We start from the raw sequence: 25,049 nt of genomic DNA, 5'->3' as shown, positions 1-25,049 counted from the left end.
GTGCTCAGCCCTTCGCGGCGGCGCGGGCGGCGACGCGGTCGCCGTCGGCGGTCGCGGGGTCGATGGGCTGGCCGGGGCGGAGGCGCTCGTTGCCGCGCACGACGACCCATTCCCCCTCCGACAATCCGTCGAGAACCTCCATGCGCTGGCCGACCGGCGCGCCGATGCGCACATCGCGGGCCTCCGCCGCGCCGTCGACCGCGACGAACACCGTCCAGCCGCGGGAGGACTGCACCAGCGCGTCCTTGGCTACCGTCAGCGCGGCGCGCGCCGGCGCCGTGGGGATGCTGAGCGCGATGGACTGCCCCGCCGCGGTCGCCCCGTTCAGCGCGCCGCTCTCCAGCGTGAAGCGCGCGGGGCGGGTGCGGGTCGAGACGGCCTCCTCGGGCACGATGGCGCGCAGCGCCGCCCTGACGACATGGGACGCGCCGACCACCGCCTCCACCGTCATGCCCTCGCTCAGCGCGGAGACGTATTCGGCCGGAATGTCCGCCTCGATCTCGAGATCGGAGAGGTCGAGCAGCGTCGCCACCGGCGCGCCGGTCTGGAGATAGGCGCCGGGCTGCGCGCTGCGCTCGATCACGACGCCGTCGAACGGCGCCCGCGTCGCCGCATAGGCGAGATCGTACTCGGCCTGCGCCACGTCTGCGCGCGCGCGCTCGGCCGCGGCTGCGGCCGCCCCGACACGGCTCCGCGCCCGCGCCAATTCGGTGCGCCTGTCCTCGAACGCGCCGCTGGAGAAGGCGCTGGAGCCGCGCAGGCCGCTGATGCGCTCCAGAGCCTGCGCGGCGAGCGCGACGTCGGCCTGCGCGGCCTCACGGGAGGCTTCCGCCTGCGCCAGAGCGGCCCCGGCCACGCGCTCGGCGATCTCGAGACGCTCGGTGTCGATGCGCGCCAAGAGATCGCCGCGCCGCACCCTGTCGCCGACCCGCACCGGCGCCGCGGCGACGACGCCGGCGGTGCGCGCGGCCACGACCGAGCGGGTGGCGGCGACGAGGCGGCCGAGAACCGGCGCGGTCTCCTCGAGCATCCGCACGTCCACGGCGTCCACGACGACGCCGGCCGGCCTGTCCTGCGCAAGACCGCATAATGCGAACGAGACCGCGACCGCCGCACCCGCAACCGCGCGAAGGAGCGTTCGCATTGACGGCCTCCGTGTCAAAGTTACGAGACGCAACATGCGCCTCTGCGTCGAAATGTCCAGCGGCGCCGGGGCGGGCCGCGTTGGCTCAGGCGCTGCGGAACGGCGCGGCGGGATAGACCCCGAGGATGCTGAGCCGGCTCGTGAAGAAGCCGAGTTCCTCCAGCGCCCGCCGCACGGCCGGGCTCTCGGGGTGGCCCTCGATGTCGGCGTAGAACTGCGTCGCGGTGAAGGAGCCGTCGGTCATGTAGCTCTCCAGCTTGAGCATGTTGACGCCGTTGGTCGCGAAGCCGCCCATCGCCTTGTAGAGCGCCGCCGGCACGTTGCGCACCTGGAACACGAAGGTCGTGATCGCCGGGCCGCCGGCGGGGTCGGCCTCCAGCTTCTGCCGGCTCATCACGAGAAAGCGCGTGGTGTTGTGGCTGGCGTCCTCGATGTCCTCGGCGAGGACGTTCAGCCCGTAGATCTCGCCGGCCAGCCGCGAGGCGATGGCGGCCCGCTCCGGTTTCCCGCCCTGCGCCACAAGGGCCGCGGAGCCCGCGGTGTCCGCGCCGATCACGGGCCTGATCGCGCGGTCCTTGAGGAAGCGGCGGCACTGGCCGAGCGCGACGGTGTGGCTCTGCGCCTCCGTCACGGCCTCCAGCGTCGCCCCCTCGGCCCCGAGAAGCTGCAGGCGGATCGGGACGAAATGCTCGCCGATGATGTACAGGCCGCTCTCCGGCAGCAGGTGGTGGATGTCGGCGACGCGGCCATAGAGCGAGTTCTCCACCGGCAGCATGGCGAGGCGCGCGTCGCCGCCCTTCACCGCCGCGAAGGCGTCCTCGAAGCTGGCGCACGGCATCGGCTCCATCTCGGGAAACACCTCCCGGCAGGCCTGATGCGAGTAGGCGCCGAGCTCGCCCTGGAAGGCGATGCGCCCCGACGCGCTCGCGCCCATGCCCGTCAACGGCCCAGAATTCATGTCGATTTCTCCGCAGGTGGCGCCGCGGACCCTCTCCCCCGACGTTTAGTCGCGCGCTATACAGCTTGCCTGACAGGCCCGGAAGGGCATATTGCGCGCCGAACCGCAAGATCGCCTCGCCGCCGCGGCGCCTGGGCGGCCCAAGCCACGAAAAGGTTGTTCGCGCATGAACACTATGGAGTTCAACAAGATCTTCGGCGCGCTCACCGCCGCGTTGCTGGTCTATCTGCTGGCCAACTTCGTGTCGGAGTCGCTCTACCACGTCGACGAGCCGGAACGGCTCGCCTACGCGCTGGAGATCACGAGCGACGAGCCGGGAGACGCCGAGGCGCCGGCCGAGGCCGACATGGCCACGCTGCTTGCCGCGGCGACCGTGGACGACGGCGCCAAGGTGTTCCGCAAATGCGCCGCCTGTCACAAGCTTGAGGAGGGCGCAAACGGCGTCGGGCCCTCCCTTTGGCAGGTCGTCGGCCGCCCGGTTCAGGCGATCGACGGATTCAACTATTCGGGCGCGCTCGCCGAGCACGCCGACGAGTGGACCTTCGAGAACCTCTACGCCTTTCTTGAGAACCCGAAGGGCTGGGCCCCAGGCACGAGCATGGGCTTCGCCGGGCTCTCCAAGCCCGAGGAGCGCGCCGCGGTCATCGCCTACATGAACGCTGAGGGCGGCTCCAACCTGCCGTTGCCCGAAGCGCGCGCTGCGGCTGAGCCCGCCGCGGCGCCTGAGACCGAGACGGCAGCGGCCGCGCCCGCCGAGGAGGCCGAACCGGCTACCGAGCCCGCGCCCGAGGCCGCCGCGGCCGACGCTGCGCCGCCGGCCGGCGACACGGCCGTGGCCGAGGCCGAGGACGCCGCCGAGGCGATCGCAGAGGAAGTGACCACCAGCGCCGAGGCGCCCGCCGCAAACGGCGAGCTCACCTTCGCACAGGCCTTCGCGGAGGCCGACCCGGCCTATGGCGAACAGGTCTTCCGCGCCTGTTCGATCTGCCACATGCTGACCGAAGGCGCCCACGGGATCGGGCCGAGCCTGTACGAGGTGATCGGGCGCGACATCGCGAGCGCCGCAAACTATCCCTATTCCGACGCGCTGTCGGGCCTCGACGGCGCGTGGACGCTGGAGCGGCTGAACACCTATCTCGAAGATCCCGTCGCGATGGCGCCCGGCGTCAAGATGGGCTTCAAGGGCCTGAAGCGGCTGGAAGATCGCGCCGCCGTGCTGGCCTATCTCAACAGCCTGAGCGCGACCCCCGCCGAGCCCGCCGCCGAAGGCGATCAGATCGCCGCCGTCGCCGGGGAGGCGCCCGCCGCTTCCGAACCGGCGGAGGTCGCCGCGCAGGAGCCAGAGACCCCGGCCGCGGTTGAAGAGCAGCCGGCGGAGACTGCGGAGGCCCCGGAAGCGGCGGCCGCGCCAGCCCCGGAAGCGGCCGCTGAGTCAGCGCCGGAAGCGCCTGCCGAAGCGGCGCCCCAACCGGAGCCTGCGCCTGAGCAGCAGGTGGCGGCGGCCGAACCGGCCCCAGCCGCCGAGCCCGCGCCTCCGGCGGCGTCGTCCGATGATCCGTTCGTGGCCGCCTACAATGCCGCCACCGTCGCCGACGGCGGCAAGGTGTTTCGCAAATGCGGCGCCTGCCACAAGCTCGAGGAAGGCCGCAACGGCGTCGGCCCCTATCTCTACGGGGTCGTGGGCCGCGACATCGCGTCGGTCGAGGGGTTCAGCTACTCCGATGCGCTCGCCGGCAAGGAGGGCGCGTGGACCTTCGAAAAACTCGACGCGTTTCTGACGAAGCCCCGCGACTGGGCCCCCGGCAACAAGATGGGCTTCGCCGGCCTCAACAAGCTGGAGGAGCGCGCCGCGGTGATCCGCTATCTCAACGAGGAAGGCGGCTCGAACCTCCCGATCGAGTAAGTCGCGCCAGCCGTATCGCTTGAACTACGAAGGACGCCGGCCGTTCGGGTGCGAACGGCCGGCGTTTCTCGTTCAGGCGCGCCGGCCCGCAGTCAAACGGCGCCAAGGCGCCAAGGCGCCTAGCCGCCGGCCGTGCGAGGGTCGACGCCGCGAAACGGTCGGTGGAAAAGAGCGCTCAGCCGCCCAGTTCGCGGCTCCGCGCGGCGGCGGCGGCGACGGTGCGCCGCATCAGGTCGATAAGGGCGCCATCGCCCATCAGCACTGAGAGCCCCGCCGCAGTCGTCCCCGCCGGGCTGGTCACGGCCTCGCGCAGCGCCGAGGCCGGCAAGGGGCTGCCGTGCGCCAGTTCTCCCGCCCCCGTCACGGTCGCGCGCGCCAGGCGCATCGCGAGTTCTTCGGGCAGCCCTTCGGCCACGCCGGCCGCGGCGAGCGCCTCGATCATGTGGAAGACATAGGCGGGGCCGCTGCCGGAGACGGCCGTCACCGCGTCCATCTGCGCCTCGCTCTCCAGGCGCACCGTCTCGCCTACGGCCCCCGCCAGCGCCTCTGCGAGCGGGGTCAGCGCCTTTCCGGGCGCGTTGGCGAACAGCGCAGTCACCCCGCGCCCCACGGCGGCGGGCGTGTTCGGCATCGCGCGCACGATCGGCGTGCCGGCGGCGAGCCGCGCCTCGAAGTAGGACAGCGGGGCGCCGGCGGCGATCGACATGAACAGCGTGCGCGGCCCCGCAAGCGGCGCCACCGCCGGCAGCGCCTCTGCCAGCAGTTGCGGCTTCACCGCGACCACCACCGCGGCGGCGCTGTCCGGGGGCTTGAGGCCGCAGCGCGCGCCCCGCGCCGTCAGCGCGGCGGCGCGCTCGCCGAGCGCGGGATCGACGACATGGACGGCCGCGCCGGGCAGGCCCGCCGCGAACCAGCCGTCGAGCATGGCGCCGCCCATCTTCCCGCAGCCGAGCAGCACCAGGCCGCCGGCGGCGACGGGCTCGAGGCCCGCCGCGAGCTTCGCCGGCTCGCTCACGCCCGACCGTAGGCTTCCGCGATCGCGACCGAGATCGCGTCCGCGGCGGTCTCGTCGCCCCAGCCGACGAGCTGGAAGGCGGGGTAGAAGCGTTCGCAGGCGCCCAGCGCCGAGCGCAGCATTGCGTCGATCTGCTGCGGCGTGGCCACCGCGCCGCCGGCGAGCGTCAGCCCGTAGCGGAACACCATCATCTGCTGCTCGCGCCAGCGGGTGAAGCACCCTGTCCAGCACTTGTCGTTGGCGAGGTCCATGGCGACAGCCAGCTCATGCTCGCGATTCTCCGGCGGGTCGCACTCGAAGGTGCAGACGAGCCGCAGCGTCTCGTCATGGGGAGACCACGAGAGCGTGATGGCGTAGGTGCGCCACTGGCCCTCGACCGCCATGGCGATCTGGTCCTCGCATATCCGGTCGAAATCCCACTCGCGATACTCGGCGAGGGATTCGACGATATCGATGGGATGGACGTCTTCGGAATGGAAACTCTGCTCGACGGCCGTCATGCCGTGCGCTCCCGTGCTCGGGCCTCCGCGGGCGCCAGCGTGAGCGGACGCGCCGCAAGAGGCGGTGCAGGCGCCTATGGGTCGCGGGTCTTGCCGCCCGTCCCACGACATATGGTGGGGGAGAATCCGGGCCGACGCAAACGGGAAATTGCGTCGTTTTGCGCGATCGGCGCCGCAGGCGGCTGTCAGCCGTTCCCTGCCAGCTTCGCCTCCAGCGCGGCGACGCGGGCCTCGAGCGCGGCGTTCTCTTCCCGGGCCTTCTGCGCCATGTCGCGCACGGCGTCGAACTCCTCGCGGGAGACGAGATTCGCGTCGGCCATGAATCGCTCCATGCGCGACCGGACCAGCGTTTCGGCCTCCTCGCGCACGCCTTGGGCGACGCCGGCGGCGTTGGTCATCAGCTTCGAGATGTCGTCTAGCAAGGTGCTGCGGGTCTGCATGGGTCCACTCCTCCGGTCGCTCGACATATGCGTGCGCGGCGAGGCCGCGGCAACCGTGCTTGACGACGGGCCGGCGAGGCGGAAGGAAGGGGCCGCCCGCTACGGACGATGCGAAAGGAGCGCCCTGCGATGACCCTGCCGCCGCTCGCGGAGACGGCCGCGGCGTTGTGGCGCGACGCGGCGCCGCTGCGCGCGGCGCTGCCGTTTCCGCAGATCGACCCCGCGCTCCTCTCGGTCGATCTCGGCTTCGTCACGCTCTCGCTGCGCTGGTATGCGCTCGCCTACATCGCGGGGCTGGCGCTCGGCTGGTGGATCGTGCGCGCGCTGATGCGCCGGCCCGCGCTCTGGCCCGGCCGGCGCGCGCCGATGACGCCGGAGCAGCCGGAGGAGCTGCTGACATGGATGGTCGCCGGCGTGATCCTCGGCGGAAGGCTCGGCTTCGTGCTGTTCTACCAGCCGGCCTACTACCTCGCGCATCCGCTGGAGGCGCTGGCGATCTGGCAGGGCGGCATGAGCTTCCATGGCGGCTTTCTGGGCGTCGTCGTCGCGGCGCTGCTGTGGAGCCTGCGCAACGCGGCGCCGCCGCTGAGCGTGGGCGACGCGCTGGCGGTCGCGACGCCGCCGGGCCTGCTGTTCGGCCGGCTCGCGAACTTCGTGAACGGCGAGCTGTGGGGGCGGCCGACCGAGGCGTGGTTCGGCATGGTGTTTCCCGGCGGCGGCCCCCTGCCCCGCCATCCCAGCCAGCTCTACGAGGCCGCGCTGGAGGGTCTGCTGCTCGGGGCGCTGCTGCTGTGGCTGGCGCTGGCGCAGCGCTGGACGCTGCGCCCCGGCGCACTGACCGGCGCGTTCCTCGCGGGCTACGGGGCCGCCCGCGCCTTCGTGGAGAACTTCCGCCAGGGCGACGCGCAGTTCGTGACCGCCGGCAACCCCAACGGCCAGGCTCTGAGGTTTGGCGACGGGGCGGAGGCGTGGGGGCTGACCATGGGGCAGATCCTGTCGCTGCCGATGCTGTTCGCGGGGCTGCTGCTGATCGCCTACGCCTTCGCGCGCAAGCGCCCGCAGACGGCGTGAGCGGGGGCGCCGGGCCGCTGGAGGCGCTGATCCGCGCCGAGATCGCCGCCGAGGGGCCGATGCGGCTGGACCGCTACATGGCGCTCTGCCTCGGCCACCCCGAGCACGGCTACTACGCGCGCGGCGAGGCCTTTGGCGCAGCGGGGGACTTCACGACCGCTCCCGAGATCAGCCAGATGTTCGGCGAGCTGCTCGGCCTGTGGTGCGCGCAGGTCTGGCTCGACATGGGCGCGCCGGGCCGGGTGATCCTCGCCGAGCTCGGCCCCGGCCGCGGCGCGATGATGGCCGACGCGCTGCGCGCCGCGCGCGCCCTGCCCGGCTTTCTCGACGCCGCCGAGCCATGGCTCGTCGAGACCAGCCCCGCGCTGCGCGCGCTACAGCGGCGGTCGGTGCCCGCCGCGCAAGGCGCCGGACGGCTCGCGGAGGTTCCGCGCGGTCCGATCATCCTGCTGGCGAACGAGTTCTTCGACGCGCTGCCGATCCGCCAGTTCGTCCGGGCAGGCGGCGCATGGCGCGAGCGGCGCGTGGGCGTCGTCGAGGGCGCGCTCGCCTGGGGGCTCGGCCCGCCGCTGGCGGAGGGCCTGCCGCCGTCCGCCCCGAACGGGGCGGTGCTGGAGCGCAGCGCGGCGTCGGAGGCCGTCGCCGCGGAGATCGGCGCCCGGCTCGCGGCCGATGGCGGCGCGGCGCTCGTCGTCGACTACGGCGCCGCCCCGCCCGCGACCGGCGGCGGGGATACGCTGCAGGCGCTGCGCCGGCACGCGCCGGCCGATCCGCTGGCCGAGCCTGGCGGCGCCGACATCACGGCGCATGTCGACTTCGCCGCGCTCGCCGGGGCGATCGCCGCGCAGGGCGCGCGGCTCTGGCCGCTGACGACCCAGGGCGCCCTGCTCGGCGCGCTCGGGCTGGCCCCGCGCGCCGCCGCGCTTGCCGCAGCGCGCCCGGACCGCGCCGCGGATATCTTCGCCCAGCGCGACCGTCTGGCGGCGCCGGAGCAGATGGGGCGGCTGTTCAAGGCGCTGGCCGCCACCGGACCCGAACAGCCGCCGCCGCCAGGCTTCGGACCGGGAGAATGAGGATGGAGGACGCGATGCAGCCGGAACGCTTCACCTCGCGCGCGCTCGGCCGAGCGCCGCACGGCTTCTTCACGCGCCGCGGCGGGGTCTCGGCCGGGATCTACGCGGGCCTCAACTGCGGGCCGGGCTCGGGCGACGACGCGCAGGCGGTGCGGACGAATCGCGCAGCCGTGGCCGATGCGCTCGGCTGCGCGCCGGAACGTCTGCTCACCGCCCATCAGGTGCACGGCGCCGAAGCGCTGGCCGTCGCCGCGCCATGGGAGGGCGCGCGGCCCCGCGTCGACGCGCTCGTGACCGCCGCGCCCGGCCTCGCCGTCGCCGCCCTCGCAGCAGACTGCGCCCCGGTGCTTTTCGCCGACGATGCGGCCGGCGTCGTGGCGGCCGCCCATGCCGGCTGGCGCGGCGCGCTGGCCGGCGTGCTGGAGGCGACCGTGGCGCGCATGGAGAGCCTCGGCGCCGAGCGCGCCCGCATCGTCGCCGTCGTCGGCCCCTGCATCAGCCAGTCGGCCTACGAGGTCGGCCCCGAGTTCCTCGACGCCTTCCTTGCGGAGGCGCCCGACGCCGACCGCTTCTTCGTTCCGGGCGCCGAGGGGCGCCCCGCCGACCGGCTGCGGTTCGATCTGCCGGGTTTCTGCCTGTCGCGGCTGCGCGAAGCGGCCGTCGGCCGCGCGGAATGGCTGGGCCGGTGCACCTATGGCGACCCCGACCGCTTCTTCAGCTTCCGCCGCGCGACCCATGCCGGAGAGCCCGACTACGGTCGCCTGATCGCCGCCATTGCGACGTCGCTGTGATCGTTTAGTGAAGATTTCCCCCGATTGTTCCGGATTGCCGCGGACGACATTATTTCATTATTCGTTCCGGCTATCTCTGCACGCGGTCGCCGCCGGACGACCGCTCAGCAGTCGGGTGAGCCGTGCCGCACATCGTGTCAGCGTTCGATAACGACCTACAGCAGCTTTCCTCCAAGATTTCGGAGATGGGCGGGCTGGCCGAGGAGCTTCTGGCGCACGCGCTCGAGGCGGTGCAGCGGCGCGACCATGACCTCGCCGCCGAGGTCGTCGCTCGCGACAAGGCGCTCGACCGGATGGAGGCGGAGCTGGAGCAGCGCGCGATCCGCACGCTTGCGCTGCGCCAGCCGATGGCCGCCGACCTGCGCGAGACCATCGCGGCGCTGAAGGTCGCGTCGACGCTGGAGCGCATCGGCGACCTCGCCAAGAACATCGCCCGCCGCTCCCAGTATCTCACCCGCAATCAGCCGGTGCGCCTCGCCGCGCCCGTGGTGCGCATGGGCCGCCAGACGCTGACCCAGCTCACCGAGGTGCTCGACGCGTACACCGCGCGGGACACGGCGCTGGCGGTCGCGGTGTGGAATCGCGACGTCGAGATCGACGAGATCTACAACTCGCTGTTTCGCGAACTCATCACCTACATGATGGAGGATCCGCGGACGATCTCGACTTGCAGCCAGCTCATGTTCGTCGCCAAGAACCTCGAGCGCATCGGCGACCACACGACTTTCATCGCCGAGATGGCCTACTACATGGTCGAGGGCGAACCGCTGGGCGACGATCGGCCCAAGGGCGAGCCGTTGGACGCGATGCTCGATTTCGACGTCTGAGCGACGCGGCTGCGGCTCATCGCGGCGGGGCGCAGCGGCGCGCGGCGCGCTAGGGTCGCCCAACCTTGACCGACGCGAGACGCCGCCAGATGACGATCCTGCGACCATGATCCTCCGCCAGAACGCGCCGCGCCGATGACGCGGCCGCGGCTAGACTGGGCGCGCGACGGCGCCGACTGGCCCAATCGCGACGCCAGCTGTTTTCTGGAGGCCGGCGGCGTGCGCTGGCATGTCCAGACGCTCGGGCCTGAGGACGCGCCGGCGCTGCTGCTCGTCCATGGCGCCGGGGGCGCGAGCCATTCGTGGCGCGACGTCGCGCCGCTGCTCGCGCCGCATTTCCGCGTCGTCGTCCCCGACCTGCCCGGCCACGGCTTCTCGGGGCCCGGCTATGGCGACCATGCAAGCCTGCCGGGCATGGCGCGCGCGCTGGCGGCGCTCTGCGGGGCGCTCGGGGCGTCGCCGGCGCTGATCGCCGGCCATTCCGCGGGCGCGGCGATCGCGACGCGCATCGCGCTCGACGGCCTCGCGGCGCCGGCGTCGATCGTCAGCTTCAACGGCGCCTTCTTGCCGTTTCGCGGGGCGGCGGGCGTGCTGTTCCCGATCATGGCGAAGCTGCTCGCCCTCAACCCGTTCGTTCCCCGCGCGATGGCGTGGACCGCGGGCGGCGCCGCCGCCGACCGTCTGATCGACGCGATGGGAGACGGGCTCGACGCGCGGGGCCGCGCGCTCTACCGGCGGCTGTTCGAGAGCCCCGGCCATGTCGCCGCCGCTCTGGCGATGATGGCGGCCTGGGATCTGCGGCCGCTGGGCCGGGATCTGCCCAGTCTTCGCCAGCCGCTCAGCCTGATCGTGGGGGAGCGCGACCGCGCGGTGCCGCCGGAGGACGCCGACGGCGTGGCGGCGCGGGCGCCGCGGGCGCGCGTCCGGCGGCTGGCGGGGCTCGGTCATCTCGCCCACGAACAGGCGCCGGAGACAGCCGCGGAGATCGTGAACGAGGCCTGGCGCGAGGCCGCCGCCGCGGCGGAGCGCCCCGGCGCGGGATAAGACTTGCGCCAACCGCCGTGACAGACTTACTGTCAACTTATGTTGACGTATCGCGAAGCGCCCGCAGGCGCACAGGGCGGCCCGCATGGCCCGGGCTCAGGCCCCAGGCGGGGCTCGGGACCGGCGGGGCGACCGGCGGCCATCGTGATCGGCGCAGGCTTCGGCGGGCTCGCCGCGGCCGCGCGACTGGGGGCGCGCGGCTACGCCGTGACGGTCCTCGACAAGCTCGACAAGCCCGGCGGCCGGGCCTATGTCTGGAAGCAGGACGGGTTCACCTTCGACGCCGGGCCGACGATCATCACCGCCCCGTTCGTGTTCGAGGACATCTGGAGGCTCTGCGGCCGCGACATGGCGCAGGACGTGGACCTGCGCCGGCTCGACCCGTTCTACCGCATCCGCTTCGACGACGGCGAGACGCTGGACTGCTCGGGCGACCCCGCGAAGATGCGCGCCGAGATCGCCCGCGTCGCGCCGGAGGACCTCGCCGGCTACGACCGCTTCGCGCGCGACAGCAGCCGCATCTACGACTTCGCCTTCGCGAAGATGGCGCACCACCCGTTCCACAAGTTCATGACCATGGTGACGATGGCGCCGACGCTGCTGCGCCTCGGCGGCCACCGTTCGGTGCACGCCTATGTCGCGAGCCGGGTGAAAAGCGAGCGGATGCGCTTCGCGCTCAGCTTCCACCCGCTGTTCATCGGCGGCAACCCGTTCAACACGACGTCATTCTACTGCCTCATCAACCATCTGGAGCAGGGCTGGGGCGTGAACTACGCCATGGGCGGCACCGGCGCGCTGGTGCAGGCGATGGCGAACCTCGTCGGCCATGTCGGCGGGACAATCCGGCTGGAGACCGAGGTCGCCGAGATCACCCATGAGGGCCGCCGCGCCACGGGCGTGAAGCTCAAGGACGGCGAGACGCTGAAGGCCGACGTCGTGGTGTGCAACGCCGACCCCGCCGTGGTCTATCGCCGGATGATGCCCAACCTGCCCCGACGTCGCTGGACCGACGCCAAGATCGACCGCATGAAATACTCCATGAGCGTCTTCGTCTGGTATTTCGGGACGAACCGGCGCTTCGAGGACGTGCCGCATCACACCATCGTGCTCGGCCCGCGCTACAAGGGCCTTTTGACCGACATTTTCCGCCGCAAGAAGCTGACCGAAGATTTCAGCCTCTACCTGCATCGCCCCTCCGCCACCGACCCTTCCGTGGCGCCAGAGGGCTGCGACAGCTTCTACGCCCTCTCGCCGGTGCCCAACCTCGACGGCGGCGACGACTGGGCGGCGCTGGCCGAGCCCTATCGCCTGAAGGTGCAGAAGCGGCTGGAGGAGACGGTGATGCCCGGACTGGGGGAGGCGGTCGTCACTTCGCGGGTGCTGACGCCGCTCGACTTCCGCGACCGTCTGGCCTCCGAGCGCGGCGCGGCCTTCGGGATGGAGCCGCAGCTGCTGCAGAGCGCGTGGTTCCGGCCGCACAACAGGTCCGAGGAGCTCGACGACCTCTATTTCGTCGGCGCCGGGACGCATCCGGGCGCGGGGCTGCCTGGCGTGGTCTCCTCCGCCCGGGTCGTCGACGAGCTCATACTCGCCGGGAAGGGGGCGCGCGCCCATGCGTGAGCCCTGCGCCAGCGAAGCCGACCACGCCGCCTGCGCCGCCGCCATCCGCACCGGCTCGCACTCGTTCCACGCCGCGTCCCGGCTGATGCCGGCGCGGATGCGCCAGCCCGCCTACGCCCTCTACGCCTTCTGCCGGCTGGCGGACGACGCGGTGGACCTCTCGGCGGGCAAGGCCGCGGCGGTGGCGCGGCTTCGGCGCCGGCTCGACGCCGCCTGCGCGGGGCGCCCGCAGGACGCCGCCGCGGACCGCTGCTTCGCCGACATGATGCGCGAGCACGCCATGCCGCGCGCCCTGCCCGAGGCGCTGATCGACGGGCTGGCCTGGGACGCCGAGGGCCGCCGCTGCGCCGACCTCTCGGCGCTGCGCGCCTACGCCGCCCGCGTCGCCGGCGCCGTCGGCGCCATGATGACGGTGCTGATGGGCGTGCGGGAGCCGCAGATCATCGCGCGCGCCTGCGACCTGGGCGTGGCCATGCAGCTCACCAACGTGGCGCGGGACGTGGGCGAGGACGCCCGCGAGGGGCGGCTCTACCTGCCGCTCGACTGGATGCGGGCGACGGGCGTCGACCCGGAGGCGTTCCTCGCCGCGCCGCGCTTCACGCCGGAGATCGCCCAGATGGTCGCCGCGCTGCTCGCCGAGGCCGAGCGCCTCTACGACCGCGCCGCCTGGGGCGTGCGCGGGCTGCCCCGCGCCGCACGTCCCGGCATCCGCGCCGCAAGGCTGATCTACCGCGAGATCGGCCGCGACCTGGCGCGCTCGGGCTTCGACAGCGTGAACCGCCGCGCCGTCGTCTCCGCCGCGACCAAGCGGCGGCTCATGGCGCTGGCGGTCGGCGGCGTCGGCCTGCCCCGGATCGGACGCGGGGCCGAGCCGCTGGCTGAGACCCGCTACCTCGTCGAGGCCGTCGCGGCCTGTCCGCCGCCGGAGAACCTTGTCCGGCCCACGGTGGGCGACCATATCGGCCGCATGGCGGAGATCATGATGGCGGCGCACCAGCGCGAGACGACCCGGCGCCTCGAGGCGGCGGAGATGGCGCGCGCAGTCGCGGGCGGTCTCGCCACGGCGGGCGAATGAGCGATGTCGTGGACTTGCCGCTCCTCGGCTTCGTCGGCGTGGTGTTCCTCGCCGCGATGAGCGGCGCCGTCTACAAGCCCGGCGACTGGTACGAGTCGCTGGACCGGCCCGACTGGCGCCCGCCCAACTGGGCCTTCCCCATCGTCTGGACGATCCTCTACGCGATGATCGCGGCGTCGGGCTGGATGGTCTGGCGCGCGAATGGCGGGTTTGCGGGCGCCGAGCTGGCCTTCGTCGTCTACGGCGTCCAGCTCTGCCTGAACGCGGCTTGGAGCTACTTCTTCTTCGGGCGGCGGCGCATCGATCTGGCGCTGGTGGAGGCGGGCTTTCTGTGGCTGTCCATCGCCGCGACCATCGCCGTCTTCTCCCCGATCTCCACGACGGCGGCGCTGCTGCTCGTCCCCTATCTGGTCTGGGTGACGGTGGCCTTCGCGCTCAACCTCTCGATCTTCCGCCGCAACCCCGGCGTGAGGGGCTGAGCCGTGGACGCGGTCGACGCCGTGATGGCCCTCAAGGCGCTGGCGATCCTCGCGGCGCTGGTCTGGATCGGGCGGGGCGCCGGGCGCAAGTCCACCGACAGGGCCGACGGCTGACGCGCGCGACCCGCGCTGCGCGTCACGCCATCCGGCTCGTGCGCGTGACATGGCCCATCTTGCGGCCCGGGCGCGCCTCGGCCTTGCCGTAGAGGTGCAGCGCCGCGCCCGGCTCCGCCGAAAGCCGCGCCCAGTCCGCCGCCTCGTCGCCGATTAGGTTCTCCATCGCCGCGTCGCAATGGCGAAGCGGGTCGCCCAGCGGCCAGCCGCAGACGGCGCGGACATGCTGCGAGAACTGGTCGACCGCGCAGGCCTCCATCGTCCAGTGGCCGGTGTTGTGGACGCGCGGCGCCACCTCGTTCACCAGCAGCGCGCCGTCGGGCATGTGGAAAAACTCCACCCCCATGACGCCGACATAGTCGAGCGCCGCGACGATCTGCGCCGCAATCGCCTGCGCCCGCGCGCGCGTCTCGTCGTATATCCCCGCGGGGACGGCGCTGCGCCGCAGGATGCCCGCCTCGTGGACGTTCTCGGCCGGGTCATAGGCGGCGGTTGCGCCGTCGAGCCCGCGGGCGACGACCACCGAGATCTCCCGCGCGAAGGGCGCCATGGCCTCCAGCACCGCCGGCGCGCCGTTCATCGCGGCGAGCGCCGGGGCGGCGTCGCCAGGGGCCGCGATGCGCGCCTGCCCCTTGCCGTCATAGCCGAGCCGGCGCGTCTTGAGGATCGCCGGCAGGCCGAGTTCCGTGATCGCCCGCTCCAGCGACGCCGCGTCGTCGACGGGCCGAAAGGCGACGGTGGGCGCGCCGGCCTCGCTGAGGAAGGTCTTCTCCGCCACCCGGTCCTGCGCCATGGCGAGGGCGCGGGGGCCGGGGCGGACCGGGACGAGCGGCGCGAGTATCTCCAGCGTCGCGACGGGCACGTTCTCGAACTCCAGCGTCACGACGTCGACCTGCGCGGCGAAGGCCGCCAGCGCCGCCGCGTCGCCCCAGCCGCCCCGGTCCACCGGCGCGACATGGCCGGCGGGCGGGTCGGCCTCGGGGGCGTAGAGCCGCGCGCGCAGGCCGAGCCGCGCCGCCGCGACGGCGAGCATCCGCCCGAGCTGGCCGGCGCCGAGTATGCCGACAGTCGAGCCCGGCGGCAGGGCGCTCACGGCGCCTCCGCAGGGTCGAAGGGCAGTTCGGGGACGGCCGCGGTGAGCGCCGCGCGCCAGGCGTCGAGCCGCGCCGCGAGCGCCGCATCCGTCGTCGCCAGCATCGCCGCGGCGAGCAGGCCGGCGTTGGCCGCGCCCGCCTCGCCGATGGCCAACGTTCCGACCGGCACGCCCTTCGGCATCTGGACGATGGAGAGCAGGCTGTCGAGCCCGCTCAGCGCCCGGCTCTGGACCGGCACGCCCAGCACCGGCACCCGCGTCTTGGCGGCGAGCATCCCCGGCAGATGCGCCGCCCCGCCGGCCCCGGCGATGATCGCCCGCAGCCCGCGCCCGGCGGCGGCCTCGGCATAGGCGAACATCGCGTCCGGCGTGCGGTGCGCCGAGAGCACCCGCGCCTCATGCGGAATCTCGAGCGCGGTCAGGATGTCGCTGGCGGCCTTCATCGTCGGCCAGTCCGACCGGCTGCCCATCACCACGCCCACAAGAACCATGCGCCCCTCCCCCACGAAGCCCCCCTCCGCGAAGCGGCGGACCATAGAAGCGTTGCCGCGCAGCGGAAAGGCCCCGCGTCGCGCGTTCAGGCGATGATGTCGGGCGTCAGTTCGTCGTCGAGCCGCGCGATCTCGTCACGCAGCGACAGCTTCTTCTTCTTGAGGCGCCGCAGGTCGAGCTGGTCGGCCAGCGGATCGGCCGAAATGGCCTCGATGGCGGCGTCCAGACGGCGATGCTCCGTGCGCAGGGCCGCCAGTTGGGCGCGCTTCGCCAGGACGGGCGCAAGCTCGCCGTTTTCGCCATCCATCGCCGCACGCCTCCAAGGTTGAATGTCAGGTTGGTTACACTACTCGAGCCGGGCACCGGATCAAACCGCCATCCGCCGCGTAAACCACGTCGCATCGCGTGTGCGCCGTTGTCTTGCGCCCGGCCTCCGCTTAAGTGACGCGCCATGAGTTGGATCATGGAACGCATCGGCAGCCTCGCGCGCCCCGCGCCGGTGGTGTCAGTCCTGCGCCTCTACGGCGCGATCGGGGTCGGCGGGCCTTTCGGCAGGTCGCTCGACGACGCCGGGCTCGCCGGCCTGGTCGAGCGCGCCTTCGCGCCGAAGCGGCTCGCCGCCGTGGCGCTCGCGATCAACTCGCCTGGCGGCTCGCCGGCGCAGAGCGCCCTCATCGCGGCGCGCATCCGGCGCAAGGCGGACGAGAAGAAGACGCCGGTCATCGCGTTCTGCGAGGACGTCGCGGCCTCCGGCGGATACTGGCTGGCCTGCGCGGCGGACGAGATCTATGCCGACGACAACGCGATCCTGGGCTCGATCGGGGTCGTCAGCGCCGGCTTCGGGCTGCATGAGGCGATCGGCCGGCTGGGCGTCGAGCGCCGCGTGCACACCGCCGGCAGCCGCAAGACGATGCTCGACCCATTCCGCCCCGAGGACGCCGACGACGTCGAGCGCCTGAAGCGACTCCAGCGCGGCATCCACGACAACTTCATCGAGCATGTGCGCCGGTCCCGCGGCGCGCGGCTGAAGGGCGACGAGGACGCGCTCTTCACCGGCGACATCTGGCTCGGGCGCGAGGCGCAGGCGCTCGGCCTGATCGACGGGATCGGCCATCTCGCGCCGATGATGAAGGCCCGCTTCGGCGAGAAGGTCCGTTTCAACGTCACGCGGCCGCGGCGCAGCCTGCTGCAGCGGCTCGGCGCCCCGGGCGCCGCCGAACTTATCGGCGCGGTCGAGGAGCGTGCGATGCGGGCGAGGTTCGGCCTGTGAGCGACGACCGTCGCGGACCTGGCGCGAGGCGCGGATGATCTGGAAGATCCTGACGCTCGCCGGGGTGGCGCTTCTCGCCTGGAGTGCGCTGAACCGGCTGTTCGCCGGCGGCGTGGACCGAAGCGCAGGCCGGCGGGAGCCGGGGCGCTCCGTCGCCGACCTTGAGCAATGCGCGGCCTGCGGCGCATGGCGCGCGCCCGGCGAGAGCTGCGGCTGCGACGCTCCGCCGACGCCCTGACGCCGCGCCCAGCTCAGCGCCGCGCATGCCTCCCCCCTCGCAGCCGAGCGACCCGCTTCCATCCCAACCGCACGCCCACCGCCCGACCGCAGCACTTCCAGCGGCGCCGCCCGCCGGCCCACAGGAGAAGCCATGGACTTGATGTTCACGCTCGCCGGACTTGCTCTGCTCGTCGGCGCCGGCGACGCGTTGGTGCGCGGCGCGGTGGCGCTCAGCCTCAAGCTCGGCGTCTCGGTGCTGGTGATCAGCCTCACGGTCGTAGCCTTCGGCACATCCGCGCCGGAGCTGTTCGTCGGCGTGCAGGCGGCGCTCGACGACGCCGACGGCATCGTGATGGGCAACGTCGTGGGGTCCAACATCGCGAACGTGCTGCTGGTGCTCGGCGTGCCCGCGATGATCTCGGGCATCGAGACGAAGGACTGCGACTGCCGCCGCAGCTGGCTCATCATGATCGGCGCAAGCCTGCTGTTCATCGGGCTCTGCGCCGTCGGGCCGTTAACCGTCTGGCACGGGCTTCTGCTGCTGACGGTGCTCGGCTGGATGCTGACGGACACATGGCGGGAGAGCCGCAACGACCCCACCGCGGCCGCCGACCTCGAGGAGCTGGAGGACGTCGACCCGACCATGGCGACGTGGAAGGTCGCGGCGCTGCTGGCCGCGGGCGTGGTCGGGCTGCCGCTGGGGGCGCATCTGCTGATCGAGGGCGCGCGGGGCGTTGCGATGGCCTACGGCCTCACCGAGGCGGCGGTGGGGCTGACCCTCGTCGCGGTCGGAACTTCGCTGCCGGAGCTGATGACGTCGATCTCCGCCGCGCTGCGGCGCGAGGCGGACGTGGCGATGGGCAACGTCATCGGCTCCAACATCTTCAACATCCTCGGCATCATGGGCGTGTCGAGCCTCGTGGCCCCGATCTCCGTCGCGCCGGAGTTCCTGTCGCTCGACCTGTGGGTGATGCTGGCGGCCAGCGCGCTGATCGGCGTCTGCCTCTACCCGCGCTGGCGACTTGGCCGGCTCGCGGGTCTCGCCTTCATCGCGCTCTATGTTCTGTTCGCAGTGGCGGTGCTGGGGCCGCGGATCTGATCGGAGCTGCTGCGATGGACGGCTTGACGGGAGCGATGGCGGCGGGCGCGGCCCTCGTGACGGGGTCGGGAAAGCGCCTGGGGCGCGAGATGGCGCTGGACCTCGCGGCGCAGCGCTGGTCGGTGGCGATCCACTGCAAGACCTCGGTGGCGGAAGCCGAGGCGACCGCCTTGGAGGCGGAGGCCGCCGGCGCTCCGCGCGCGGCCGTGGTGCGGGCGGATCTGCTCGACGGCGCTGCGGTCGACCGGCTTGTAGCCGACGCCGCCGCCGCGCTGGATGCGCCGCTGACGCTGCTCGTCAACAGCGCCTCGATCTTCGAGCACGACGACATCGACAGCGCCTCGCGCGAGAGCTGGGACCGGCACATCGACAGCAATCTCTGGGCGCCCTTCCGTCTGACCCAGCACTTCGCCGAACAGGCGCCGGCGCCGGGCGTCGACGAGGACGGCCTGCCCTATGCGCGCGCCTGCGTGGTGAACCTCATCGATCAGCGCGTCTGGAAGCTCACGCCGCAGTTCATGACCTACACCATCGCGAAGGCGGGCCTGTGGACCTTCACGCGCACCGCGGCGCAGGCGCTCGCCCCGCGCATCCGGGTGAACGCGATCGGGCCGGGCCCGACGATGCAGGGCGTCCGCCAGTCGGCGGCGCACTTCGCCGCCCAGCGCGCCGCGACGCCGCTGGAGCGCGGCGCGGCGCCCGCCGACATCGTCGCCGCGCTGCGCTACATCCTCGGCGCGAGGTCGTTTACGGGACAGATGCTGGCGATCGACGGTGGACAGCATCTCGGCTGGAGGACGCCCGATGTGCTGGGCGTCGAGTAGGCGGCGCGGCGCCTGTTCCGTTTCGAAGCGAGATCGGACGGACTCCCTTTTCCACTTGACGCACGCGCGTCGCAAAGCCGTCGCGATTCTGTTAGTTTCACCAGAGCTTTACCGTTGTTTACCTTTTTTATTGAGCAAAAACAGCTTGTTGAGAATATGCCGCTTTTTTAGGCATGATGGTGAGGGGCTTGTGAATTCAGCGAATTTCAATATCGGCAAGATTCTGTCGACAGAGTTATCCACATCTTTCGGGGACGCAATTTCGATTGCCGGAGTATGGAGGTCGGGCTAAGGGGCGGCGCGACTCAATACCAAGGCGCCATGGCCTCAACGGGATTCGTTTCCAAACCGTAAACAGCGACAGGCCAGGATCGGGAGAGGGGAATTGAGCGGTTTCGGGGAAGGCGAGAGCATCCCGCTCGGCGGCGGGGAGACGACGCCGGGCATGGGTTTCGAGGAGGAGGGCGCGACCCTCGAAGGGGCCCCTGCGCGCGCCGGCGGGGCGGAGGCGATCCGCGCCTACCTGCCCTCCCTGCCCGATCGACCCGGCGTCTATCGGATGCTCGACGCGAAATCCGCGGTCCTCTACGTCGGCAAGGCCCGGTCGCTGCGCAAGCGCGTGGCGAACTACGCCAACGGCTCGGGGCATTCGACGCGCATCTCGCGGATGATCGCGGCGACCGCCTCGATGATGTTCGTCACCACCGAAACCGAAACCGAGGCGCTGCTGCTGGAGGCCAACCTCATCAAGCAGCTCAAGCCGCGCTTCAACGTGCTGCTGCGCGACGACAAGAGCTTCCCGCACATCCTGATCGGCGGCGACCATCCGTTCCCGCAGCTGCGCAAGCACCGTGGCACGCGGGCGACGTCTGGGCGCTATTTCGGGCCGTTCGCCTCCGCCGGGGCCGTCAACCGCACCATCAACACGCTGCAGAAGGCGTTCCTGCTGCGCACCTGCCGCGACTCGATCTTCGCGAACCGCACGCGGCCGTGCCTGCTGCACCAGATCAAGCGCTGCTGCGCCCCCTGCGTCGGCTACGTCGACGAGGAGGCCTACGCCGAGATGCAGGAGGACGCGATCCGCTTCCTCGAAGGCCGCTCCACCAGGGTGCAGGAGACGCTGGCGACCGAGATGGCCAGGGCGGCGGAGGCGATGGAGTACGAGCGCGCCGCCGCGCTCAGGGACCGCATCCGCGCCCTGACCGCCGTGCAGGCGAGCCAGGACGTCAACCCCGAGGGCGTGGAGGAGGCCGACGTCGTGGCGCTGCACGAGGAGGGCGGGCAGGCCTGCGTGCAGGTGTTCTTCTACCGGGCCAACCAGAACTGGGGGAACCGCGCCTACTTCCCGCGCACCGTCTCCGGCGCCGAACCGGAGGAGGTGCTGGAGGCGTTCCTCGCGCAGTTCTACGGCGGCAAGCAGCCGGCGCGGCTGATCCTCACCTCCCACGCCCTGCCCGGCGCGGCGCTGCTGGAGGAGGCGCTGTCGATCACCGCGGCGCGGCGCGTGACCATCGCCTCGCCGAAACGAGGGGAAAAGCGCCGGTTGCTCGACGACGCGCTGCGCAACGCCCGCGAGTCGCTCGCCCGCCGCATGGCCGAGAGCGCCAGCCAGGCCCGCCTGCTCGACAGCCTCGCCGAGGCGTTCGGGCTCGACGCCGCGCCGCGGCGCATCGAGGTCTATGACAACTCCCACATCATGGGAACCAACGCCGTGGGGGCGATGGTGGTGGCGGGGCCGGACGGCTTCGTGAAGGGCCAGTACCGCAAGTTCAACATCCGCGCCGACGGCCTCACGCCGGGCGACGATTTCGGCATGATGCGGGAGGTGCTGACGCGGCGCTTCTCGCGGCTCCTGAAGGAGGACCCCGACCGCGAGAAGGGCGACTGGCCCGACCTCGTGCTGATCGACGGCGGCCAGGGGCAGGTGTCGGCGGCCGTGGCGGCGCTGGACGAGCTTGGGGTGGACGACGTGGCGCTGGTCGGCGTCGCGAAGGGGGTCGATCGCGACGCCGGCAAGGAGGAGTTCCACGTCCCCGGCCGCCGCGCCTTCGCCCTGCCGCATCGCGACCCGACGCTCTACTTCGTGCAGCGGCTGCGCGACGAGGCGCACCGCTTCGCCATCGGCGCCCACCGCGCCCGCCGCGCGCAGGCGACGACGCAGACCCCGCTCGACGAGGCGCCGGGCATCGGCCCGGCCCGCAAGCGCGCGCTGCTGGCGCATTTCGGCTCGGCCAAGGCGGTCTCGCGCGCCGGCGTCGAGGATCTGATGAAGGTCGAGGGCGTGTCGGAGAAGACCGCCGAGGCGCTCTACGCCTTCTTCCACGGCGCGGCCTGAGCGGACCGTGGCCGCCTTGAGCGGGTGACGTCGGGCCGGCGACGCAGGGCTGCGGCGTCAGCAGGGCGGGCGCCGGTCGGGAGGCGTCAGTCGGGCGGGCGCAGGCGGATCGGCCCCCTCGCGGCGCGGGCGTCAACCGGCGCACCCTTCTGCGTGACGACCAGCCGGCCCTCGTCCGCAAGCCGGGCGGCGGCATCACGCACCTGCGGCATCAGTGGGCGCCAGTCCGCCGCGAGGGCGCGGGCGGGCTCCGACGGGCAAATGCTCTTGCCAGGCCCTCGCATGGCGAGGGCGGCGAGGATGGCCTCTCTGACCGCTTCGTTGTCCATTGTGCGCGCCCTCCCCTGCGCGATACCGTCAAGGCAACCTAGCACTGGAGGCGGAGATGGCGCAGGCGGAGCCGATCGCGGTGGTGGGCGCGGCGCGCACGCCGATGGGCGGGTTTCAGGGCGCGCTCGCGCCGCTGACCGCGCCGGAACTGGGCGCGGCGGCGATCCGCGCCGCCCTGGGCGGCGTGCCCCCGGAGATGGTCGACGAGGCGCTGATGGGCTGCGTGCTGCCGGCCGGGCTCGGCCAGGCCCCGGCGCGGCAGGCGGCGCTCGGGGCCGGCCTGCCGCAGGCGACGCCCTGCTCCACCGTCAACAAGATGTGCGGCTCGGGCATGAAGACCGCCATGACGGCGATGGACGCGCTGCGCGCCGGCGAGGGCCGCGTCATCGTCGCCGGCGGCATGGAGAGCATGTCGAACGCCCCCTACCTCGCACCGAAGATGCGCGCCGGCGCCCGGCTCGGCCACGCCGTCCTGCAGGACCACATGTTCCTCGACGGGCTGGAGGACGCCTACGACAGGGGCCGCCTGATGGGAACCTTCGCGGAGGACTGCGCCGAGGCGTTCCAATTCACCCGCGACGCGCAGGACTCCTATGCGCTGGCCTCGCTGGAGCGGGCGCTGGCTGCGCAGGCGGAGGGGCGATTCGCGGCCGAGATCGCGCCAGTGACGGCGCGGGGGCGCAAGGGCGAGACCGTGGTGGACGCCGACGAGCAGCCGGCGCAGGCGCGGCCCGAACGCATCCCGCACCTGAAGCCCGCCTTCCGCGACGGCGGCACGGTGACGCCCGCCAACTCCTCCTCGATATCGGACGGCGCGGCGGCGCTGACGCTGATGCGGCTGGCCGACGCCGAGGCGGACGGCCGCGCGCCCATGGCCCGGCTGATCGCCCATGCGAGCCACGCCGCCGCGCCGGCGCAGTTCCCCACCGCGCCGATCCCGGCGATCCGCAAGGTGCTTGAGCGCGTGGGCTGGAGCGTGGGCGACGTCGAGCTTTGGGAGATCAACGAGGCCTTCGCCGTCGTGCCGATGGCGGCGATGCGCGACCTGGGCCTGCCGCATGATCTGGTGAATGTGAACGGCGGCGCCTGCGCGCTGGGGCATCCTATCGGCGCGTCGGGCGCGCGAATCCTCGTCACCCTCATCGCCGAGATGGCGCGGCGCGGGGCCCGGCGGGGCGTCGCGGCGATCTGCATCGGCGGCGGAGAGGCGACAGCCGTCGCCGTGACGCGGGACTGACTGGCCGCGCCGCCGACGGCGCGCTGAAAGGGAGATCGCGCCATGCGCACCGTCCTCGCCGCCCTGCTCGCGGCAAGCCCCGGCGTCGCCGGCGCCGACCTCGGCCCCTACGCCCTCTCGGCTTTCGGCGGGACGACGCTCGACAACACCTGGGACGAGGTCTTCCTCTCGCCGGGGTCGATAGAGTTCACCGACAGCCACTTGGCGGGCGCAGCCGTCTCCGCCCGCGTGGCCGAGCCGCTGGACGGGCTGTCCATCGAGCTGGAGGGGCAGATCGTGCGTCATTTCGGCGGGCAGACGCACTGGGAGGTGAACGCGCCGATCGCGGTCGCGCGCTGGTCGCGGTTTCCATGGGACGAGACCGTGCGCTCCAGCGCCGCTTTCGGGCTCGGCCTGTCGCTCGCCGGCGAGACGCCGGCGCAGGAAGTCGAGAACGAGGGCGACAGTCAGGCTTTCATGGCCTACTGGATGATCGAGCTGGAGGTCGCCGCGCCCGACAGCCCATGGAGCCTGATCGGGCGGCTGCACCATCGCTCCACCGCCTACGGCCTGTTCGGCGAGGATGGCGGCTCGAACGCGCTTGCGATGGGGCTGCGTCGGCGGTTCTGAGTTCAGCGCGCCTTGAGCAGCGCGGCGAGGCGCGCGGCGGCGGCGAAATCGGCCGCCTTGCGCGCGGCGGCCCCGGCGGCCTCGGCGTCCTCGCCCCACTGCTCGGCCTGCCATGTCTCGTCGACGCGGCTGATCGCCCAGCCCTCCGCGGGGTCGAGCGCGCCCTCGGCGACGGCGAGCCCCAGCACCAGCGAGCCCGAGAGCGCCACCATCTCGTGCAGGGGCGTCAGCGCAAAGGCGTCCCGCCCCGCCACCAGCGCCCGCAGGCGCGCCACGCTCGTCGGCGGCTGCTCGACATGCAGCACGCCGGAGGCGCAGACGAGCGGCGCGCCCCACGTCTCGCGCATCCAGGCGAGCCACGGATCCCACGCCGCCGCCTCCCGCGAGACCAGCGCCTCCGGCGCCTCCGCCCGGTAGCAGAGCAGGTCGCTCTCGCCATAGGCGGCGACCTCCGCGGCGACGGCGGCGCGGTTGGGCGCCACCCTGTCGATGGCGGTGTTGACGGCGCGCGTGATGGGCATCGCCAGCGGATCGAATGCCTCGCCGGCGCCGTTCCACTCCGCGGCCATCGCCTCGGCGACGGCGCGGACGGGGATCGCCAGCGCGGCGCGCGCAGGGGTCTGGAGCGGCTTGCCGTCGAGCGCGACGCCCCAGCCCGAGCTGGTCTCGAGCGCCAGGGCCTCGGACCAGAACCGCCTGCGCACCGGGCGCGCGTCAGCCGCGCGCGCGATCTGCTCGGGCGTGCGCGGCTCGGGCGTGCGAGGGTCGGGTGCGCCTCGGCGGTCGCTCATGCGCCGACCCCCAGCCGCTCAAGCGCGTCGTCCAGCGCCTCGAAGCTCTCGATGATCGCCTGCGCGCCGGCGTCGATCAGCGCGTCGGCGTGGTGGCAGCCCCAGGCGACGCCGATCGCCGCCGCCCCGCCCGCGCGCGCCATCGCCATGTCATAGCTCGTGTCGCCCACCACCGCCGCGCGGGCGCCGTCCACGCCCGTCGCGCGCAGGGCGTTGAGCACCATGCCGGGATGCGGCTTGGAGGGCGCGTCGTCCGCCGTCTGGGTCGTCACGAAGAAGCCGCGCAGGTCATGGCCGTCGAGGATGTGCTCCAGCCCGCGCCGCGCCTTGCCGGTGGCGACGCCCATCAGCGCGCCCGAGGCGTCGCCGCGCTCCAGCGCCGCGCGCGCGCCGGGAAAGAGCGGCGTCGCCGTCGCCTCGTCGCCCGTCGCGCGCAGCCGCACGAAGGCGGCCTTGTAGGCGGCCGTCACGGCGTCGAGCGCCGGCGGGTCGAGGTCGGGGTCGAGGCGCGCGACGGCGATGGGCAGAGACAGGCCGATGATCGTGCGGGTCTCGATAGGCGTCGGCGCGCGGCGGCCGGCGGCGGAGAAGGCCTCGGCCATGGCGGCGGAGATCAGCCCGGCGCTGTCGATCAGCGTGCCGTCCACGTCAAACAGGATCAGTCTCAGCGCGTCGGCCATCGCGGCCCCCTCTCCG

Annotated in this window: 27 protein-coding genes; 16 read left to right on the top strand and 11 right to left on the bottom strand. The window is 72.8% G+C overall.

Features of this window, described 5'->3' with window-relative positions; all coding sequences use genetic code 11:
• Positions 1-4 precede the first annotated feature (4 nt).
• Complete coding sequence (locus tag BLW43_RS00580; RefSeq protein WP_175478696.1) at positions 5-1,144, bottom strand: efflux RND transporter periplasmic adaptor subunit; 1,140 nt, start codon at positions 1,142-1,144, stop codon at positions 5-7.
• Between the two features lie 85 nt (positions 1,145-1,229).
• Entirely contained in the window at positions 1,230-2,102 is an 873-nt protein-coding gene (locus tag BLW43_RS00575) for a prephenate dehydratase (RefSeq protein WP_245730854.1), read from the bottom strand.
• Between the two features lie 166 nt (positions 2,103-2,268).
• Between BLW43_RS00575 and BLW43_RS24175 the strand changes: the two genes are divergently transcribed.
• A complete protein-coding gene (locus tag BLW43_RS24175) occupies positions 2,269-4,005 on the top strand; it encodes a c-type cytochrome (RefSeq protein ID WP_245730851.1) in 1,737 nt (578 codons plus the stop codon).
• A 175-nt stretch (positions 4,006-4,180) separates the two neighbouring features.
• Here the strand turns inward: BLW43_RS24175 and proC are convergent, their stop codons facing one another.
• The 3 genes from proC to BLW43_RS00555 form a co-directional block, all read right to left on the bottom strand.
• On the bottom strand, positions 4,181-5,020 hold the full coding sequence (gene proC / locus BLW43_RS00565) for a pyrroline-5-carboxylate reductase (RefSeq protein ID WP_281243432.1): 840 nt from the start codon (positions 5,018-5,020) through the stop codon (positions 4,181-4,183).
• Entirely contained in the window at positions 5,017-5,520 is a 504-nt protein-coding gene (locus BLW43_RS00560; protein WP_093247542.1) for a type III secretion system chaperone family protein, read from the bottom strand. Before BLW43_RS00560 ends, proC begins: the two co-directional genes overlap by 4 nt.
• Positions 5,521-5,705: 185 nt before the next feature.
• The gene (locus BLW43_RS00555) at positions 5,706-5,960 is read right to left on the bottom strand and encodes an accessory factor UbiK family protein (protein WP_093247541.1); all 255 of its coding nucleotides are present in this window, start codon (positions 5,958-5,960) and stop codon (positions 5,706-5,708) included.
• A 129-nt stretch (positions 5,961-6,089) separates the two neighbouring features.
• Between BLW43_RS00555 and lgt the strand changes: the two genes are divergently transcribed.
• The 8 genes from lgt to BLW43_RS00515 all read left to right on the top strand — a co-directional run bounded on the left by lgt (position 6,090) and on the right by BLW43_RS00515 (position 13,940).
• Positions 6,090-7,031, top strand: coding sequence for a prolipoprotein diacylglyceryl transferase (gene lgt / locus BLW43_RS00550; protein ID WP_093247540.1), 942 nt, complete (start codon positions 6,090-6,092; stop codon positions 7,029-7,031).
• A 59-nt stretch (positions 7,032-7,090) separates the two neighbouring features.
• A complete protein-coding gene (locus BLW43_RS00545; RefSeq protein ID WP_093248129.1) occupies positions 7,091-8,104 on the top strand; it encodes a class I SAM-dependent methyltransferase in 1,014 nt (337 codons plus the stop codon).
• A 14-nt stretch (positions 8,105-8,118) separates the two neighbouring features.
• Positions 8,119-8,895 (top strand): peptidoglycan editing factor PgeF, encoded by a 777-nt coding sequence (pgeF, locus tag BLW43_RS00540; RefSeq protein WP_093248127.1) that lies wholly within the window; start codon positions 8,119-8,121, stop codon positions 8,893-8,895.
• 134 nt (positions 8,896-9,029) lie between these two features.
• A complete protein-coding gene (gene phoU, locus BLW43_RS00535; protein WP_217632063.1) occupies positions 9,030-9,722 on the top strand; it encodes a phosphate signaling complex protein PhoU in 693 nt (230 codons plus the stop codon).
• 135 nt (positions 9,723-9,857) lie between these two features.
• Entirely contained in the window at positions 9,858-10,766 is a 909-nt protein-coding gene (bchO, locus tag BLW43_RS00530; protein ID WP_093247538.1) for an alpha/beta fold hydrolase BchO, read from the top strand.
• A 144-nt stretch (positions 10,767-10,910) separates the two neighbouring features.
• On the top strand, positions 10,911-12,386 hold the full coding sequence (locus tag BLW43_RS00525; RefSeq protein ID WP_245730847.1) for a phytoene desaturase: 1,476 nt from the start codon (positions 10,911-10,913) through the stop codon (positions 12,384-12,386).
• The gene (locus tag BLW43_RS00520; protein WP_093247536.1) at positions 12,379-13,461 is read left to right on the top strand and encodes a phytoene/squalene synthase family protein; all 1,083 of its coding nucleotides are present in this window, start codon (positions 12,379-12,381) and stop codon (positions 13,459-13,461) included. Before BLW43_RS00525 ends, BLW43_RS00520 begins: the two co-directional genes overlap by 8 nt.
• A gap of 8 nt (positions 13,462-13,469) precedes the next feature.
• On the top strand, positions 13,470-13,940 hold the full coding sequence (locus BLW43_RS00515) for a TspO/MBR family protein (protein ID WP_217632062.1): 471 nt from the start codon (positions 13,470-13,472) through the stop codon (positions 13,938-13,940).
• Between the two features lie 136 nt (positions 13,941-14,076).
• Here the strand turns inward: BLW43_RS00515 and BLW43_RS00510 are convergent, their stop codons facing one another.
• The 3 genes from BLW43_RS00510 to BLW43_RS00500 all read right to left on the bottom strand — a co-directional run bounded on the left by BLW43_RS00510 (position 14,077) and on the right by BLW43_RS00500 (position 15,946).
• Positions 14,077-15,147, bottom strand: coding sequence for a 5-(carboxyamino)imidazole ribonucleotide synthase (locus BLW43_RS00510; RefSeq protein ID WP_093247534.1), 1,071 nt, complete (start codon positions 15,145-15,147; stop codon positions 14,077-14,079).
• Positions 15,144-15,638: a 5-(carboxyamino)imidazole ribonucleotide mutase gene (gene purE, locus BLW43_RS00505; protein WP_093248125.1), complete on the bottom strand. Its 495-nt coding sequence runs from the start codon at positions 15,636-15,638 to the stop codon at positions 15,144-15,146. The genes BLW43_RS00510 and purE overlap by 4 nt, the downstream gene beginning before the upstream one ends.
• An 86-nt stretch (positions 15,639-15,724) precedes the next feature.
• On the bottom strand, positions 15,725-15,946 hold the full coding sequence (locus tag BLW43_RS00500) for a YdcH family protein (protein WP_093247533.1): 222 nt from the start codon (positions 15,944-15,946) through the stop codon (positions 15,725-15,727).
• Between the two features lie 156 nt (positions 15,947-16,102).
• On the opposite strand from BLW43_RS00500, the gene BLW43_RS00495 reads away from it, so the two are divergent.
• The 5 genes from BLW43_RS00495 (at position 16,103) to uvrC (ending at position 21,386) form a co-directional block, all read left to right on the top strand.
• Entirely contained in the window at positions 16,103-16,909 is an 807-nt protein-coding gene (locus BLW43_RS00495) for a S49 family peptidase (RefSeq protein WP_245730845.1), read from the top strand.
• A gap of 34 nt (positions 16,910-16,943) precedes the next feature.
• Entirely contained in the window at positions 16,944-17,147 is a 204-nt protein-coding gene (locus BLW43_RS00490) for a hypothetical protein (protein WP_093247532.1), read from the top strand.
• A 132-nt stretch (positions 17,148-17,279) separates the two neighbouring features.
• Positions 17,280-18,227: a calcium/sodium antiporter gene (locus tag BLW43_RS00485; RefSeq protein ID WP_093247531.1), complete on the top strand. Its 948-nt coding sequence runs from the start codon at positions 17,280-17,282 to the stop codon at positions 18,225-18,227.
• A gap of 14 nt (positions 18,228-18,241) precedes the next feature.
• The gene (locus BLW43_RS00480) at positions 18,242-19,051 is read left to right on the top strand and encodes an SDR family oxidoreductase (protein WP_245730843.1); all 810 of its coding nucleotides are present in this window, start codon (positions 18,242-18,244) and stop codon (positions 19,049-19,051) included.
• 445 nt (positions 19,052-19,496) lie between these two features.
• Positions 19,497-21,386, top strand: a complete 1,890-nt coding sequence (uvrC, locus tag BLW43_RS00475) for an excinuclease ABC subunit UvrC (protein ID WP_093248119.1) — start codon at positions 19,497-19,499, stop codon at positions 21,384-21,386.
• Positions 21,387-21,472: 86 nt separating this feature from the next.
• Here uvrC and BLW43_RS00470 read toward each other — a convergent pair whose 3' ends face one another.
• Entirely contained in the window at positions 21,473-21,715 is a 243-nt protein-coding gene (locus tag BLW43_RS00470) for a DUF3253 domain-containing protein (protein ID WP_093247530.1), read from the bottom strand.
• Between the two features lie 56 nt (positions 21,716-21,771).
• On the opposite strand from BLW43_RS00470, the gene BLW43_RS00465 reads away from it, so the two are divergent.
• Positions 21,772-22,953 (top strand): acetyl-CoA C-acyltransferase, encoded by a 1,182-nt coding sequence (locus BLW43_RS00465; protein WP_093247529.1) that lies wholly within the window; start codon positions 21,772-21,774, stop codon positions 22,951-22,953.
• 42 nt (positions 22,954-22,995) lie between these two features.
• Positions 22,996-23,562: a hypothetical protein gene (locus BLW43_RS00460; protein WP_093247528.1), complete on the top strand. Its 567-nt coding sequence runs from the start codon at positions 22,996-22,998 to the stop codon at positions 23,560-23,562.
• Positions 23,563-23,564: 2 nt separating this feature from the next.
• Here BLW43_RS00460 and BLW43_RS00455 read toward each other — a convergent pair whose 3' ends face one another.
• Both BLW43_RS00455 and BLW43_RS00450 read right to left on the bottom strand, forming a co-directional pair.
• Positions 23,565-24,353 (bottom strand): ATP12 family chaperone protein, encoded by a 789-nt coding sequence (locus BLW43_RS00455; RefSeq protein WP_093247527.1) that lies wholly within the window; start codon positions 24,351-24,353, stop codon positions 23,565-23,567.
• On the bottom strand, positions 24,350-25,033 hold the full coding sequence (locus tag BLW43_RS00450) for an HAD-IA family hydrolase (RefSeq protein ID WP_093247526.1): 684 nt from the start codon (positions 25,031-25,033) through the stop codon (positions 24,350-24,352). Before BLW43_RS00450 ends, BLW43_RS00455 begins: the two co-directional genes overlap by 4 nt.
• Positions 25,034-25,049: the final 16 nt, after the last annotated feature.

Origin of the sequence: Rubrimonas cliftonensis (assembly GCF_900107585.1) — a bacterium.
GTDB classification, from domain to species: domain Bacteria; phylum Pseudomonadota; class Alphaproteobacteria; order Rhodobacterales; family Rhodobacteraceae; genus Rubrimonas; species Rubrimonas cliftonensis.
This window is presented reverse-complemented; position numbering and strand designations above follow the sequence as displayed.

Excerpts from the sequence above, each read along its gene's own strand:
- purE (WP_093248125.1), bottom strand. The coding sequence starts at position 15,638 with ATGGTTCTTGTGGGCGTGGTGATGGGCAGCCGGTCGGACTGGCCGACG.
- BLW43_RS00495 (WP_245730845.1), top strand. The coding sequence starts at position 16,103 with ATGGAACGCATCGGCAGCCTCGCGCGCCCCGCGCCGGTGGTGTCAGTC.
- BLW43_RS00560 (WP_093247542.1), bottom strand. The coding sequence starts at position 5,520 with ATGACGGCCGTCGAGCAGAGTTTCCATTCCGAAGACGTCCATCCCATC.
- BLW43_RS00460 (WP_093247528.1), top strand. The coding sequence starts at position 22,996 with ATGCGCACCGTCCTCGCCGCCCTGCTCGCGGCAAGCCCCGGCGTCGCC.
- BLW43_RS00500 (WP_093247533.1), bottom strand. The coding sequence starts at position 15,946 with ATGGATGGCGAAAACGGCGAGCTTGCGCCCGTCCTGGCGAAGCGCGCC.
- BLW43_RS00485 (WP_093247531.1), top strand. The coding sequence starts at position 17,280 with ATGGACTTGATGTTCACGCTCGCCGGACTTGCTCTGCTCGTCGGCGCC.
- BLW43_RS00455 (WP_093247527.1), bottom strand. The coding sequence starts at position 24,353 with ATGAGCGACCGCCGAGGCGCACCCGACCCTCGCACGCCCGAGCCGCGC.
- BLW43_RS00545 (WP_093248129.1), top strand. The coding sequence starts at position 7,091 with ATGCGGCTGGACCGCTACATGGCGCTCTGCCTCGGCCACCCCGAGCAC.
- BLW43_RS24175 (WP_245730851.1), top strand. The coding sequence starts at position 2,269 with ATGAACACTATGGAGTTCAACAAGATCTTCGGCGCGCTCACCGCCGCG.
- BLW43_RS00490 (WP_093247532.1), top strand. The coding sequence starts at position 16,944 with ATGATCTGGAAGATCCTGACGCTCGCCGGGGTGGCGCTTCTCGCCTGG.
- BLW43_RS00450 (WP_093247526.1), bottom strand. The coding sequence starts at position 25,033 with ATGGCCGACGCGCTGAGACTGATCCTGTTTGACGTGGACGGCACGCTG.
- bchO (WP_093247538.1), top strand. The coding sequence starts at position 9,858 with ATGACGCGGCCGCGGCTAGACTGGGCGCGCGACGGCGCCGACTGGCCC.
- BLW43_RS00520 (WP_093247536.1), top strand. The coding sequence starts at position 12,379 with ATGCGTGAGCCCTGCGCCAGCGAAGCCGACCACGCCGCCTGCGCCGCC.
- BLW43_RS00480 (WP_245730843.1), top strand. The coding sequence starts at position 18,242 with ATGGACGGCTTGACGGGAGCGATGGCGGCGGGCGCGGCCCTCGTGACG.
- BLW43_RS00470 (WP_093247530.1), bottom strand. The coding sequence starts at position 21,715 with ATGGACAACGAAGCGGTCAGAGAGGCCATCCTCGCCGCCCTCGCCATG.
- BLW43_RS00575 (WP_245730854.1), bottom strand. The coding sequence starts at position 2,102 with ATGAATTCTGGGCCGTTGACGGGCATGGGCGCGAGCGCGTCGGGGCGC.
- pgeF (WP_093248127.1), top strand. The coding sequence starts at position 8,119 with ATGCAGCCGGAACGCTTCACCTCGCGCGCGCTCGGCCGAGCGCCGCAC.
- BLW43_RS00580 (WP_175478696.1), bottom strand. The coding sequence starts at position 1,144 with ATGCGAACGCTCCTTCGCGCGGTTGCGGGTGCGGCGGTCGCGGTCTCG.
- BLW43_RS00465 (WP_093247529.1), top strand. The coding sequence starts at position 21,772 with ATGGCGCAGGCGGAGCCGATCGCGGTGGTGGGCGCGGCGCGCACGCCG.
- lgt (WP_093247540.1), top strand. The coding sequence starts at position 6,090 with ATGACCCTGCCGCCGCTCGCGGAGACGGCCGCGGCGTTGTGGCGCGAC.
- uvrC (WP_093248119.1), top strand. The coding sequence starts at position 19,497 with ATGGGTTTCGAGGAGGAGGGCGCGACCCTCGAAGGGGCCCCTGCGCGC.
- BLW43_RS00555 (WP_093247541.1), bottom strand. The coding sequence starts at position 5,960 with ATGCAGACCCGCAGCACCTTGCTAGACGACATCTCGAAGCTGATGACC.